10 protein-coding genes are annotated in these 13,454 nt (G+C 64.8%); 6 read left to right on the top strand and 4 right to left on the bottom strand.

Going from position 1 to position 13,454, the window contains the following annotated elements:
• Window positions 1–56: 56 nt before the first annotated feature.
• The 3 genes from NMAG_RS11475 to NMAG_RS11465 all read right to left on the bottom strand — a co-directional run bounded on the left by NMAG_RS11475 (window position 57) and on the right by NMAG_RS11465 (window position 3,848).
• Window positions 57–1,670: a small ribosomal subunit Rsm22 family protein gene (locus NMAG_RS11475; protein ID WP_004215472.1), complete on the bottom strand. Its 1,614-nt coding sequence runs from the start codon at window positions 1,668–1,670 to the stop codon at window positions 57–59.
• On the bottom strand, window positions 1,667–2,530 hold the full coding sequence (locus tag NMAG_RS11470; protein WP_004215474.1) for a prephenate dehydrogenase/arogenate dehydrogenase family protein: 864 nt from the start codon (window positions 2,528–2,530) through the stop codon (window positions 1,667–1,669). Before NMAG_RS11470 ends, NMAG_RS11475 begins: the two co-directional genes overlap by 4 nt.
• Before the next feature lie 127 nt (window positions 2,531–2,657).
• Window positions 2,658–3,848 carry a M24 family metallopeptidase gene (locus tag NMAG_RS11465; RefSeq protein ID WP_004215475.1) on the bottom strand — a complete coding sequence of 397 codons (1,191 nt, stop codon included), beginning with the start codon at window positions 3,846–3,848 and terminating at the stop codon, window positions 2,658–2,660.
• Window positions 3,849–3,984: 136 nt separating this feature from the next.
• Here NMAG_RS11465 and NMAG_RS11460 point away from each other — a divergent pair, with 136 nt between their 5' ends.
• From NMAG_RS11460 to NMAG_RS11440, 5 genes are all read left to right on the top strand, one after another.
• Entirely contained in the window at window positions 3,985–5,154 is a 1,170-nt protein-coding gene (locus tag NMAG_RS11460; RefSeq protein WP_004215476.1) for a LolA family protein, read from the top strand.
• 260 nt (window positions 5,155–5,414) lie between these two features.
• Window positions 5,415–6,713, top strand: coding sequence for a 3-phosphoshikimate 1-carboxyvinyltransferase (gene aroA / locus NMAG_RS11455; RefSeq protein ID WP_004215477.1), 1,299 nt, complete (start codon window positions 5,415–5,417; stop codon window positions 6,711–6,713).
• Window positions 6,714–6,817: 104 nt separating this feature from the next.
• Window positions 6,818–8,230 carry an alkaline phosphatase family protein gene (locus NMAG_RS11450; protein WP_004215479.1) on the top strand — a complete coding sequence of 471 codons (1,413 nt, stop codon included), beginning with the start codon at window positions 6,818–6,820 and terminating at the stop codon, window positions 8,228–8,230.
• A 158-nt stretch (window positions 8,231–8,388) separates the two neighbouring features.
• Window positions 8,389–9,540: a chorismate synthase gene (gene aroC / locus NMAG_RS11445; RefSeq protein ID WP_004215480.1), complete on the top strand. Its 1,152-nt coding sequence runs from the start codon at window positions 8,389–8,391 to the stop codon at window positions 9,538–9,540.
• A 127-nt stretch (window positions 9,541–9,667) separates the two neighbouring features.
• Window positions 9,668–10,450, top strand: coding sequence for a PHP domain-containing protein (locus NMAG_RS11440; RefSeq protein ID WP_004215481.1), 783 nt, complete (start codon window positions 9,668–9,670; stop codon window positions 10,448–10,450).
• Between the two features lie 77 nt (window positions 10,451–10,527).
• Here NMAG_RS11440 and NMAG_RS11435 read toward each other — a convergent pair whose 3' ends face one another.
• Complete coding sequence (locus NMAG_RS11435) at window positions 10,528–10,998, bottom strand: VOC family protein (protein WP_004215482.1); 471 nt, start codon at window positions 10,996–10,998, stop codon at window positions 10,528–10,530.
• A 545-nt stretch (window positions 10,999–11,543) separates the two neighbouring features.
• Here NMAG_RS11435 and NMAG_RS11425 point away from each other — a divergent pair.
• Window positions 11,544–13,448 carry a 2-oxoacid:acceptor oxidoreductase subunit alpha gene (locus NMAG_RS11425; RefSeq protein ID WP_004215486.1) on the top strand — a complete coding sequence of 635 codons (1,905 nt, stop codon included), beginning with the start codon at window positions 11,544–11,546 and terminating at the stop codon, window positions 13,446–13,448.
• Window positions 13,449–13,454: the final 6 nt, after the last annotated feature.

Genomic DNA, 13,454 nt, shown 5'->3' with positions numbered 1-13,454 from the left:
ATTCGCTCGCTCAGTTCCGGTTGTGCACCAGCGACAAGAGCCTGTATTCCGGCCGGTCAACCGATTCGGTCGACGATTGTCTCCTCGTCGACCACCAGATTGTACGCCTCCTCGTCGTCGTTCCAGAGCGCGAGAATCTGCTCGAACGAACAGACCTCACCGTACTCGGCCTCGAGTAGCGGTCGGTTGAGCGAGGTCTCCTTCGTGAGGACGGCGTAGTGGTCGATCGCCTCGCTGCCGTCGCTGATCTTGAATAGCGGGTTCGACGAGTCGCCGTACTCGGCGTCGGCGTCCGAACTCAGCGAATGGCTCAGCTTCGCCGCGACGAGGTCGATCCGGTTCGGAACGTGGCGCTCCATCTCGGCCATCTTCGCCCAGTCGCCGTCGTCGAGTTCGAGGTCGATCCGGCGAGTGCCGTCCAGGCGCAACAGCGAGTGTGAGAACTGGACGTCGACGTTGACGAACTCGCCGGGTGCGTGTTCCTCGTCGTCTTCGGGCGTCGCCTCGTCGAGTTGGCGCTGGAAGTCGGGGACCTCGAGGTCGGGGCGAACGTCGAACGACCAGCCGCGATCCGTCGGTCGCTCGTCAGGCCAGAGGCGAACCGTCGGCCCGTAGACGGTGACGCGCCCGCGGCGGTCGTTTCTGCTGTCGGGGATCACGCTGTCATCGCCATCGCCATCGTCATCGTTATCGACACTATCGTCGTCGCCGCCATCGTCACCCCTGCTGTCGCCCGCAACCGACTCCGCCGAGAACTCGCTCGCGTCTCGAACCCGCTCGTCCTCGAGTGTCCGCTCGAGTTCGCGCAGGCCGACGCTCGTGTTCTTGTCGGCAGGTTCCATCGCGAGGACGGTGCCATTGGGAGCGAGCGCGTCGAGCAGCGAGCGAGCGACGGCCGTAGGATCTGCGAGTTCGTTGAGGACGTTGCAAGCGAGGATGAGGTCGAACGGTTCATCGCCGCCCTGCGCAGTAGTGCTGAGCGCTGCCGGTTCCACGGCCTCGATCGCTTCGCGGTGAATCGTCGTATGGATGTTCTGCCCTGTCTCCGCAAGCAGGGACTCGAGTACATCGGCGGCGGCGCTCGGTTCGACGGCGTGGTACTCGACGAGCGCGTCATCGGGCAGGTAGTCACAGAGTCCGAGCGCGGGGCCGCCGACGCCTGCGCCGACGTCGAGCACGCGGAGCGTGCGGTCGAGTAGCCCGCGCTCGGCCAGGTCGTCGAGCGCGTACTGAACTGCGGCGTAGTAGCCCGGCAGGTGGTAAATCGCATAGCCCGATGCCACGTCTTCGTCGTACGTCACTGCCTGGCGGTCGAGGTACTGGGCTTTGAACCGGCGGATCGTCGACCGGAGGAGGTCGCCGACGCTGTCCGTGTGCCAGTTCACGCCGTAGCGCTCGACGAGGAGGTCCTCGAGTGCCCGTGCGTAGCGGTCGGGGAACGCCTGGACAGGTCCCCGATTTGGGGGGACTGGCTCGTCAGAGACGGGAACGAACGTGCCGTCGTCGCGCTCGATCAGTCCGAGGTCCAGCGCCTCCTCGCGGAGATGTTGGCGAACGACGGCCGGATGTGGTGTGCCGGTAACGTATTCGGAGATTTCGTCGGGGTCGATCGGCCGGACGTTGCGTAGATACTTCGCGTTGGATCGAATGGCTTCTCGTTGGTCGGTCATTGGTCTGCTCCCTCTGCTGGCTGGTCGGCAGTCGCCGGGCTGTCGGTCGCGGTCTCGGTCTCGCTGTCGTCGTGCCACCGCGACCCCGCCTCCTGGTACAGGGACTCGAGTTCGGCAGCGTCGGCGTCGGCAATCGTGCGTGCGGCGTCGGCGATCGCCTCGGCACCGTCGAAGGTGGCCTGAATGTCGGCGTAGACGCGGGGTGTGCCGCCGGTTACCTGTTCGGCGAGCGTTTGCAGCTGCTCGTAGATCGGAGTTTCAAAGCCATCGGGAACTGACTCGGCCGCGAGGGCGAACGAGAGCACGGTTGCGTGGGTCATCGCCTGGACGGTTTCCATGGCGTCGTCGTGCTCCGCCGCGGTCGTTTCGACGAGGTCGTTCCCGCGGGCGGCGAGCGCCGCGAGCAGGTCGTCGGTGACTGGTCCCTCGGCGTCGCGGACGACGGCAATCGAGCCGGGGGAGCGTTCGGGGGCGAACAGCGGGTGGAGACTCACGCGCTCGTGGTCGGGTGCGTGTTCGCGCATTGCTGTGAGCGGTGGGGCCATGACGCCCGAGACGTCGATGACGGCGTGATCGGCCCGCGAGGCCTGCTCGGCGATTGCCTCGGTGACGTGGGCCATCGGCACGGCGAGGCAAACGGCGTCGTAGGTGTCCTGTTCCTTCTGGGTGTCCTCGCCGCCGACAGTGTCGTCGCGGCCGGTATCGTCGCCGTCGAGCGTCGTTACGGACCCGCCAGTCGCCGCCGCCGCTGCAGCCGCCGCCTCCCGGTCGACGTCGGCGTAGGTGATCGTCGCGACGCTCCCGATGGCGGTCCCAAGCCAGATCCCCATCGAGCCAGCGCCGACGATCAAGACGTTCATCGGTGGCTCCTACCGTCTGCCGTTGCAAAAGCCGTTCGATCGATCAGTTCGCGTGAGCGTCACGCGCGCCAGCAAATCTGCGCTCGGTGCTGCCGACTCTGCCGTCCGCCAGCGCCGACAACCAAGACTATGCGGCGACCGGCTCGAGTCCAACGCGGTACTCCGTCAGGTTCTCGTAGCCGTCCTCGGTGACGACGACGAGGTCTTCGATTCGGACGCCGCCGACAGCAGGGTCGTAGATGCCCGGTTCGATCGAGATAACGTGGCCCGGCTCGAGTTCCCCGCCGCTTGGGGAGACCCGTGGCTCCTCGTGAATGTCCAGCCCAACGCCGTGGCCGGTGCTGTGGATGAAACCGGTTTCGGCGTTCGGATCACTGCGCAGCGTCTCGTAGCCCGCGTCTTCGATCACGTCACAGACCACGTCGTGGACAGCCTCTCCAGTGACACCCGGCTCGACCGCTTCGAGCCCTGCCTCGTAGGCTTCTCGAGTAACCTCGTAGCGTCGCTCCATCTCCTCGCTCGGTTCGCCGCGGGCGAACGTCCGTGTCATGTCGCCGAAGTAGCCCGTCTCTTTGTCTCGCGGGAAGATGTCGATCACGATGAGGTCGTTTGCCGTGAGCTGGCCGCTGCCGCGGTCGTGGGGGTCCGCCCCGTCCGCGGCGCAGGCGACGATCGTGTCGTCGAGTCCGCAGCCGTGGCGCAGCAGCGTTACCTCGATCTCCTCTGTGACGCGCTCGCTGGTGAGCGGCGTGCCGTCCAGGACGAGTCCGCCGTCGTCATCGATCTCTGCGCTCGCGATGAGTCGCTCCGCGGTCGCCATCGCGGCCTCGTTCGCCTGCTGGGTCGCCCGAATCTGGTTGACCTCCCAGGGCGTCTTCGTCGCGCGAATTCCCTCGACGATTCCCTCGCTCTCGACCGTCACCGTCAGCCCCTGTTCGCGCAGGCCGTCCGCGGTCCCGGTCGGGAACGAACGTGGAACCGCGACCGACTCGACGTCGTGGTCCGCCAGAAACGCCGCGAGCGTGTGCAGTTTTCCGCCGTACGGGCCGTGCTCGGCGCGGTGCTCGTGGTAGTCGTACGCCGACAGCCGGGACACCGAGTCCGCGGCAGCCTCCGACTCCGCGCGGCCGTACTCGAGTCCCGACACCAGCAGGTGGACGCCGTCCTGAGTGACGAGCGTCTGGTAGGGATCCGGCGCGGTAAAGCCGGAGACGTAGCGCTGGTCCGAATCGGACGCGTCGGCGTCGATGAGGTAGCCGTCCAGGTCGTCTGTCTCGAGTGCCGTCCGCAGCGGGGTGAGGTCGACGGGGTCGTTCATACGTTCTCGTGTGACCGACCGCACATAATGTCGAGGGTCTCGGATGGGGTCGCCGCTGCCTGGCGGTTCACCGATATATTCAGCGAAAGCGTTCGCGGAACCATAGACTTATGGCTGACGGTTCCAACCCACGAGTATGCGCCGCCGCCGGCTCCTTTCGACGGGTGTTGTTGTCGCCCTCGCAGGCTGTGTCTCACTGCCTGCGGACGAAGACGAAACCGACGAGAAGACCGGCGAGGAGTACATTGAAGACGCAATCGAGACTCGCATCGCGCTCACTGATCTCCAGGCACGACGACGGGTGACGGCAGAAACACCTGACGAGACGACGACACAGGTCGAGGAGATCTACCGCAAGCCGCCGGCCGAGAAGCGACGCGCAGTTCGTCGGTCTGACGACGATGATCCGGCTGCGGGAACGGTGTCGGTCACGAACCGCGAGATTTCCTGGGACTACTACCCCGAGGAGCGACTCGTGATGAAGCGCCACCACCCGAACCGGGTCGTCGCCGACGGGCCACGGCTCGCACTCGAGAGCCTCCGCACGAACTACGACCTCAGCGACGACGGCTTCGACACTGTCGATGGCCGCGACGCTCGCCGGATCGAAGCAAGTCCGATCGACCCTGCGGGCGACGATGCTGGGCGTTCCATCGACTTACTGGTTGGCGAAACGGTGTATCGGATTCCACTCGAGACGGTCTCCGAGTCGGAGCTGGACGAGGCCACCGTCTCACGGACGATCTGGATCGACGACGAGCGCCGGTATCCGATCAAAGAGCGCGATGACGTCCGGAGCGGCGATGGAGAGTTGCTCCACCGGCTGACAGTGACCTACGAGGATCTCGAGATCGACCCGGACCTCGACCCAGAAACGTTCGTCTACGAGCCGCCCGCGGAGACCGAGGTCGTCACGATCGGACTCGAGCCGAGCGGGATCTACGACTCGATCGAGGCGGCCGCGGCGGACGCGCCGTACGACCTTCCCGAACCCGACGTGCCAGCGCCGTACGAACTCGATCGAGTCACGCTCGTCGAGAAGGAGCGACAGACCGGCCCGACGACGATGCTGTGGTACATCGATCCTGGGCGGCCGGAGCGTGAAGTCTACGTCGCCGTCCGAACGGAGCCGCGATTCAGCACGGATACACTCGAGCAGACCGCGGTCAACGGCCACACGGCCTACCGTCGGCGGGGCCGGATTGACAGTCTGTTCTGGACCTGTTCGGAGCTGAGTTACGAGGTCTCGAGTGCGACCGTCGAGGAGCCGCTCGATGAGGTCGCAGCGTCGGTGGGCTGTCCGTAGCTCGCTGTCCGCGGAGACACGGAGTGGTGCGGTACGCTGCAGTGTGTACGCTGTCGTATGGTGGGCTGTAGTGTAGTACGCTGCAGTGTACGCTGTAGTATGGTGGGCTGCAGTGTAGTACGCTGTAGTGTGGTTCGTAGTGGTGTAGTGTGCAGTGGCGTGGTACGCTGTGGTTCGTTGCGTTGCCACCAACCGACAGCACGAGCACAGATACTGGCGCGACCGGTACCGGTATAGGCCGGCCGGTCCACACCCCGAGCATGAACGACACGACCGTCACCATCACGCCCTCGCGCGTCGCGGGAACCGCGCGAGCGCCCCCCTCGAAGAGCTACACCCACCGGGCAATTCTCGCCGCCGGCTACGCCGAGCAGACGACCGTCCGGGACGCCCTCTGGAGCGCCGACACGCAGGCGACCGCCCGCGCCGTCGATCTGTTCGGCGGCAATGTCGAGCGCCAGGACAGCACACTCGAGATCGAGGGCTTCAGCGGTCGCCCCGGCGTCCCCGCGGACGTCATCGACTGTGACAACAGCGGGACGACGATGCGCCTCGTCACCGCCGCAGCCGCACTCGCAGACGGGACATCGGTGCTCACCGGCGACGAGTCGCTGCGCTCGCGCCCGCAGGGACCACTGCTCGAGGCCGTCGCCGATCTCGGCGGCGAGGCACTGAGTACCCGCGGGAACGGTCAGGCACCGCTCGTCGTCACCGGCCCGCTCTCGGGCGGAACCGTCTCGATTCCGGGCGACGTCTCCTCGCAGTACATCACGGCCTTGCTGATGGCTGGTGCGGTAACCGACGAGGGACTCGTAATCGAACTCGAGACGGCACTCAAATCCGCGCCCTACGTCGACATCACGCTCGAAGTGCTCGAGGCGTTCGGCGTCGAGGCACGCAAAACGGACACCGGATTTTCGGTCGAGGGCGGCCAGACCTACGACCCGGCCGACGGCGAGTACGCCGTCCCGGGCGACTTCTCGTCGATCTCCTACCCGCTCGCGGCGGGCGCTATCGCGGGCGACGGCGGCGTCCGCATCGAGGGTGCACACCCGAGCGCACAGGGTGACACTGCCATCGTCGACATCGTCGACCGAATGGGTGCGACCGTCGACTGGGATCGATCGGGCGGGACGATCGACGTGCAAGCAAAGACACTCGAGGGCATCGAGGTCTCGGTCGAGGACACGCCGGATCTGCTGCCGACCATCGCGACCCTCGGCGCGGTCGCCGACGGAGACACGCACATCACGAACGCCGAACACGTCCGCTACAAGGAGACCGACCGCGTGAGCGCGATGGCCGAGGAACTCGGGAAACTGGGCGTCGAGACGACCGAAGAACAGGACTCGCTGACGGTCCACGGCGACGAGTCGGTACTCGAGGGCGCGACCGTCGAGGGCCGGGGCGACCACCGGATTATCATGGCGCTCGCGCTGGCGGGGCTGGTCGCGGAGGGCGAGACGACGATTCGCGGCGCGGAGCACGTCGACGTCTCGTTCCCCGGCTTCTTCGAGATGCTGGCGGAGCTGGGTGTGTCGGTTGAGCGAGACGCCTGACTGATACAGACAGGTCTACTCGAGTACGCTCGGCGTAACGGCGATATGTGACAACGTCGCAGACCACCGGCAGGACTTATTGGCCGTGTGTCGAACGACGGGCTATGCTTCAGGAGTCGGTGGAACGACAGCTGTTCACGACACAACGGGCAGGTGGCGATTTCACCAGGGGCGACGGGAATACCGGTACAGATGAAGATGCCGGTCGGGGTGAGTACTGGTTCCCCGCGTACGACGACTACTGCGTCGCCAACGTTCCCGAAACCGCGCTCTCGCTGCTTTCGCACTCGAGTTCAGACACGTTCGAGCACCGACTCCCAAAATCCGTCTTCGATGGCGTGGACCTCGACGGCATCGACACCGTCGTCCTGTTCCTCCTCGACGGCTTCGGCTACGAACACTGGAAGCGCGACTATCGCGACCACGACCTGCTCGCCCGGATTACCGACCAGGGAACCGTCACGCCGCTCACCTCGATCTACCCTTCCGAAACCGCCGCAGCGATTACGACCCTCCAGACCGGTTCGCTGCCCGTTGAACACGGCCTTCTCGGCTGGTATCAGTACCTCGAATCAGCCGACCAGGTGATCACGACGCTTCCGTTCCTGACGACGAGCGGCGAGCCACTCGAGTCCGTCGCGCCAGACGCGGACCCGCGTGAGCTGTTCGACGCCGAGACGCTGTACGCACGGGCAGCCGACGAGGGAATCGACAGCTACGTTATTCAGCCCGAGGCGTACGCGGACTCGGGGTACAGCCGCGCCAGCACGGCCGGCGCAGAGCGGATCGGGTACGACGACCCGACAGACCTCGCGGCGACCATCCGAGAGGTGTGTGAGTCGTCTGGATCGGGGCCGTCGTCAACCGCAACGTCGACACCGACGCGGATGCCGACGTACATCTACGCCTACGAACCGACCATCGACGCGGTGTCCCACGTCGAAGGGACGACAGCCGACCGGTATCAGGACGAACTCGCCACGATCACGACGCAGCTCCAGCAGGAATTCGTGGGGGCACTCGAGTCCTCCGCCGCCGAGCGGACGCTCCTACTGGTGACGGCGGATCACGGACTCGTCGATACCGTACCCTCGGAGAACATCGAGATGGGGACGTGGGACGACTGGCCGGCCATTCGTGAGTCGTTCCGACGCGACGAACACGGCGAGCCGCGGCTGCCGACCGGCAGTCCGCGAAACGTCCACTTCCACGTACAGCCCGATCGAATCGCTGACGTTCGGGAGCGACTCGAGACCCACCTCGGAGACGAGGCGATGATCGTCACTCGTGAGGTGGCACTGGAGGGGGACCTGTTCGGCCCCGGGGTGCCGTCGTCGCTGTTCGAATCGCGCTGTGGCGACCTGCTCGTCATCCACCGCAATCGCGGGCTGTCGTGGCCGCTGCCGGGCACCGACGAGAGCGCGGTTGGGGACCAGATCGGCCTGCACGGTGGGCTCACGCGCGAGGAGATGCTCGTGCCGCTCGCGGCGGTGCGGCTGGATTCGCTTCGCGGGTAAGGTGCTGGGTGGTGGTGGTTTCCTGATGGTGGTGGGTACTGAGTGGTGACTGTCAGGGATGGCACCCGACTCGAGTCGAGTCTACCCGAACGCCAGCAGCGGCGAAAATTCGCAGGGATCCTGCAGGGCTAAGTGTCCGCGTCTCCGAGGGGGAGCCAATGAACGGCAATCGGTTCGGTCGCCTCTTTCAGGTGACCACGTTCGGTGAGAGCCACGGCGAGGCGATGGGGTGTACCATCTCCGGCTGCCCCGCCGGCCTCGAGCTCTCCGAGGAGGATATTCAGGCCGACCTGGACCGGCGCAAGCCGGGTCAGTCGATGATCACGACCAGCCGCGGCGAACCCGACGATGTCTCGATCAAGTCCGGGATTCAGGACGGCTACACCACCGGCACACCAATCGGGCTCGTGATCCAGAACAAGGACGCGCGCTCGGGCAAGTACGAGCCCTTCATCACCGCGCCGCGGCCGTCGCACGGGGACTTTACGTACTCAGCAAAGTTCGGCACGCGAAACTGGGGCGGCGGCGGCCGCTCCTCGGCGCGGGAGACGGTCAACTGGGTCGCAGCGGGTGCAATCGCGAAGAAGTTGCTCGCCCGCGAGGGCATCGAACTCAAGGCCCACGTCAACCAGATCGGCGATATCGAAGCGCCCGAGGTCAGCTTCGAGGAGATGCTAGAGCACTCCGAGGAGAACGACGTGCGCTGTGCACACCCCGAGACGGCCGCCGAAATGCAGGAACTGATCGAGGAGTACCAGGAGGAGGGCGACTCGATCGGCGGTTCGATCTACTTCGAGGCGCAGGGAGTCCCCGTCGGACTCGGCGCGCCCCGCTTTGACTCGCTCTCGGCGCGACTCGGGCAGGCGATGATGGCAGTGCCGGCGACGACGGCGTTCGAGTTCGGCCTCGGAACAGAGGCCGCGGAGTGGACCGGAAAGGAGCGAAACGACGACTGGGAGTTCGATTCGGACGGGGATCCGACGCCCGTCGAGAACGACCACGGCGGCATCCAGGGCGGCATTAGCTCGGGCGAACCGATCTACGGCGAGGTCACCCTCCACGCACCGACCTCGATTCCGAAAAGCCAGCAGACTGCCGACTGGGAGACCGGCGAACTGAAAGAGGAGAAGGTCATCGGTCGGCACGACCCCGTTCTCCCGCCCCGTGGCGTGCCGGTCGTCGAGGCGATGCTCGCGCTGACGCTGGTCGACTTCATGCTGCTCTCGGGTCGGCTCAATCCCGACCGCGTCGACGACCAGCCCGGCGAGTACGACACCGACTACCATCCGAGCAACCCGCAAAACGAGTAGGCCGCAAAACAAGTAGGCTCGCGCCGGTTACAGGCTTTTCTGGGGTTTGAGAACGCGACACGGCGTACAGCACGCGCGCACTTGCATCGGTCACAACACCTAACCCATCGTTCGCCGTGTCTCCGATATGCACGACTTCCACGTCCATTCGAACTACTCGGACGGGAGCTTTCTCAGAGGCATGGTCCGCGCCGCCGAATCCGCCGATCTCGACGGAATCGGTTTCGCAGACCACTGCAACGTCGCCGACCGTACCGGTGCTGACAGCATGCGCACACTGTACGGCTTCAACCTCGATCTCACCTACGAACGCCGCCGCGAGGGCATCGAGCGCGTCCGCGAGGAAACGTCGGTCTCCATCTACGACGCCGTCGAAATGGACTACAATCCGCGCGACGAGACCAAAATCGAGGCCTTTCTCGACGATGCCGGCTTCGACTACAGCATCGGCAGCGTCCACACCGTCGACGGCGATAACGTCCAGATACCCTCGGCGTTCACAGAGCGGACCGACGACGAGCTCAATGCCGTCGTCGACGACTACTTCGACACCCTCGTCTCGCTCATCGAGTCAGAACTGTTCGACATCGCCGCCCACGTCGACCTGATCGAACGCACCCCGCCGCTTCGCGGCCGCGCAACCACGGACCACTACCGCCGAGTCGCCCAGGCGTTCGCGGACTCGAGTACCATCCCAGAACTCAACGCGGGTCGAGCACTCACGGATGCCGAGATCGTCCACCCGTCGTCGGCGTTTCTGTCGACGCTGCGCGAGTACGACGTGCCGGTGACGATCGGCTCTGACTCCCACCGTCCCGGAGAGATCGGTAAGCGGGCGACGTTCCTCGAGGAGTACGCCGCCGAGTTGGGTCTGGAGCCGGTTTCGCCGTCGACGGTACTCGAGTCGTAGTCTCGACGTCGGTCGGAACTCAGGGATACAGGGCCCGTCCGTGAACACCACGAAGAGGCCGCGAGCTGGCGCAGCAGTTACTCCGGACCGACGACTTCGACGGTAATCCCCGTTGGGCTCTCACAGTAGAGCGCGTAGTAGCCGCCAGCGTAGGGATGCTGGTCGTCGTAGAGAACGCTCGAATCACCCCGCTCGCGGACGCCTGCGGTGAGTTCGTCGACCTGCGCTCGGGATGCCGCGTGGAACGCGAGGTGGTCCAGTCCCGGCGCGCGTCGGTCGAACGGATCGTCTGTGTCGGTCTCTTTGACGACGATGTATGTCGGCCCGTTGATCCAGGAGCGGCCACCCGCCCACTCGTTTTTGGGTTCGTACTCGAGTGCACGGAGCAGCCAGTCCCAGAAGTCGACCGACGACTCGAGGTCCGTGGTGCAGAGTTCGACGTGGTGGAGTTGGCCGGCGTGTTCGGGTGCGGCGTGTTCGGGTGCGGCGTGTTCGGGTGCGGCGTGGTCCGGTGCGGCGTGGTCAGATGTATCGTGGTTGGTGTCCATGCGTGTTTACCGCGCCGAACTGTCCGCCAATGAACTACTCGGTGCGAGATTGGAGGAGACTCATCAAAGAACGTACTAATTTATTTGTGTTGGTGTTATGATACTAAGGCTACTGGGTCTCTTCGAACGAATCGCCGTGACGGACCTGCAGTTCAGACTGATACTCGGGACTGCGGGGGTCGAATATGCGTGTACTCTCGTCCTGGTCGTGCAGACAGTCGGGCAGGACGATGGCGTCCGTCTTGGGTCGCTTGCTGGAGTCGTGATTGGTGTGGGTCTTGGGTACGGTGTGTACAGGCTGCTCCGATGATGAGTGTGTACGTGTGCTCGTTCAACAGCGCAAATAGTGTCACGTATCGGACTGTATCGGGGGTGAAAATGTGGACAATTCTGCACAGTTACGCCCACTTAGTAATGATTGTTCGTAGGGGTTAGGCCGGCGAGTATAGATTCTTCACGATAGATCCTTGGTAATCTATAGCAAAGGCTTTAGGGCAAGTGGGGCAAATCTCCGCTACGGTTGGCCCACCGGCCACTGATTTACTATGAGCGACGACGAACTTATCTGGCGAATCGCAGGGGGTTCCGGTGACGGAATCGACTCGACGAGCCAGAACTTCGCAAAAGCGCTGATGCGTTCGGGGCTCAACGTATTTACACACCGCCACTATCCATCGCGGATCCGGGGCGGCCACACGTACGTCGAGATCCGAGCCGCAGAACACGAGGTACAGTCACGTGGGGATGGCTACAACTTCCTGCTCGCGCTGGGTGACTCCTTCGCCCGCAACCCGCAGGAAGAGGCCTACTACGGCAACGAGGAAATCAAGCCCCTCTCGGAGAACCTGGATGAACTCCGCGAAGGCGGTGTCATCATTTACGATGAGGGTCTCGTCAGCGAGGACGATGTCGAGGCACTCAACCTGGACGAACGCGCCGAGGAGAACGACTGGCACGTCTTCCCGCTCGACCTGCGCGGCCTCGCCAAGGAACACGGCCGCGAGGTCATGCGCAACACCGCTGGTGTCGGCGCGACCGCCGCGCTGCTCGACATGGACCTCGAGCACATCGAGGACCTCATGGAAGACGCTATGAGCGGCGACGTACTCGAGGCGAACCTGGACATTCTCCACGAGGCCTACGAGGACGTCAACGAAGAGTACGAGTTCGAACACGACCTTCGCGTGCCAACTGGCGAGCACGACACCGAGCAGGCACTGCTCTCGGGATCGAACGCGATCGCCTACGGCGCGATCGACGCCGGCTGTCGCTTCATCGCCGGCTATCCGATGACGCCGTGGACGGACGTCTTCACCATCCTCAGCCAGAACTTCCCAGACATGGGCGGGATCTCTGAGCAGGTCGAAGACGAAATCGCTGCTGCTGCGCTGGCCGTCGGTGCCAGCCACGCCGGCGTGAAGGCGATGTCCGGTTCCTCGGGCGGTGGCTTCGCGCTGATGAGCGAACCGCTCGGCCTCGCCGAGATGACCGAGACGCCGCTGGTGCTCGTCGAGTCGATGCGTGCCGGTCCGTCGACCGGGATGCCGACGAAGCCCGAGCAGGCCGACCTCGAACACGTTCTCTACACGAGTCAGGGCGACTCCCAGCGCGTCGTCTTCGCGCCCGGGAACATCGAGGAAGCCTACGAGCAGACCCGCCTCGCGTTCGACCTCGCGTGGGACTACCAGATCCCGGTCATGCTCATCTACGACCAGAAGCTCTCCGGCGAGAACAAGAACGTCGACATCGAGTTCTTCGACCGCGAGCCGTCGCCGGATCTGGGCTCGACGCTGACCGAAGAAGAGCTGAAGGAGGCCGCACACGACAACTCCGGGAAGTTCAAGCGCTTCAACTACGAAACCGCCGAGGACGGCGTCGCACCGCGCTCGCTGCCCGGCCAGAAGAACGGGCGCTACCTCGCGACGGGTAACGAACACAGCCCAGTCGGCCACATCAGCGAGGACCCCGACAACCGAGTCGCTCAGATGGACCGGCGTCTCGAGAAGCTCGAGGCGATCCGGACCGAACTCGACGAGGAACGCGACTCCACGCAGACCTACTTCGGCGAGGAAGACGCCGAGTACGGTATCATCACGTGGGGATCGAGCCAGGGTGCCGTCGAAGAGGCAGTCGATCGCCTGAACGCGGACGGCCACTCCGTCCGCGGGCTCAGCGTCTCGGACATGATGCCGTTCCCAGAGCAGGAAGTGACGGAGTTCTTAGAGAGCGTCGACGAGGCGATGGTCGTCGAGATGAACGCCAGCGCACAGTTCCGCGGCCTGCTGCAGAAGGAACTGGGCCGCTTCGGCGAGAAGCTCACCAGCCTCCTCAAGTACAACGGCAACCCGTTCGAGCCCGCCGAGGTCGTCGAGGGCTACGAGGTCAACGTTGCCGAGGAAGAGCGCGAACCGACCGCACAGGTCCGAATCGAACCCGCTGCAGGTGACTAACACAGA

Origin of the sequence: Natrialba magadii ATCC 43099 (assembly GCF_000025625.1) — an archaeon.
In the GTDB taxonomy this organism is placed as follows: domain Archaea; phylum Halobacteriota; class Halobacteria; order Halobacteriales; family Natrialbaceae; genus Natrialba; species Natrialba magadii.
This window is presented reverse-complemented; position numbering and strand designations above follow the sequence as displayed.

Excerpts from the sequence above, each read along its gene's own strand:
- NMAG_RS11450 (WP_004215479.1), top strand. The coding sequence starts at position 6,818 with ATGCTTCAGGAGTCGGTGGAACGACAGCTGTTCACGACACAACGGGCA.
- NMAG_RS11440 (WP_004215481.1), top strand. The coding sequence starts at position 9,668 with ATGCACGACTTCCACGTCCATTCGAACTACTCGGACGGGAGCTTTCTC.
- aroC (WP_004215480.1), top strand. The coding sequence starts at position 8,389 with ATGAACGGCAATCGGTTCGGTCGCCTCTTTCAGGTGACCACGTTCGGT.
- NMAG_RS11435 (WP_004215482.1), bottom strand. The coding sequence starts at position 10,998 with ATGGACACCAACCACGATACATCTGACCACGCCGCACCGGACCACGCC.
- NMAG_RS11460 (WP_004215476.1), top strand. The coding sequence starts at position 3,985 with ATGCGCCGCCGCCGGCTCCTTTCGACGGGTGTTGTTGTCGCCCTCGCA.
- NMAG_RS11465 (WP_004215475.1), bottom strand. The coding sequence starts at position 3,848 with ATGAACGACCCCGTCGACCTCACCCCGCTGCGGACGGCACTCGAGACA.
- NMAG_RS11470 (WP_004215474.1), bottom strand. The coding sequence starts at position 2,530 with ATGAACGTCTTGATCGTCGGCGCTGGCTCGATGGGGATCTGGCTTGGG.
- aroA (WP_004215477.1), top strand. The coding sequence starts at position 5,415 with ATGAACGACACGACCGTCACCATCACGCCCTCGCGCGTCGCGGGAACC.
- NMAG_RS11425 (WP_004215486.1), top strand. The coding sequence starts at position 11,544 with ATGAGCGACGACGAACTTATCTGGCGAATCGCAGGGGGTTCCGGTGAC.
- NMAG_RS11475 (WP_004215472.1), bottom strand. The coding sequence starts at position 1,670 with ATGACCGACCAACGAGAAGCCATTCGATCCAACGCGAAGTATCTACGC.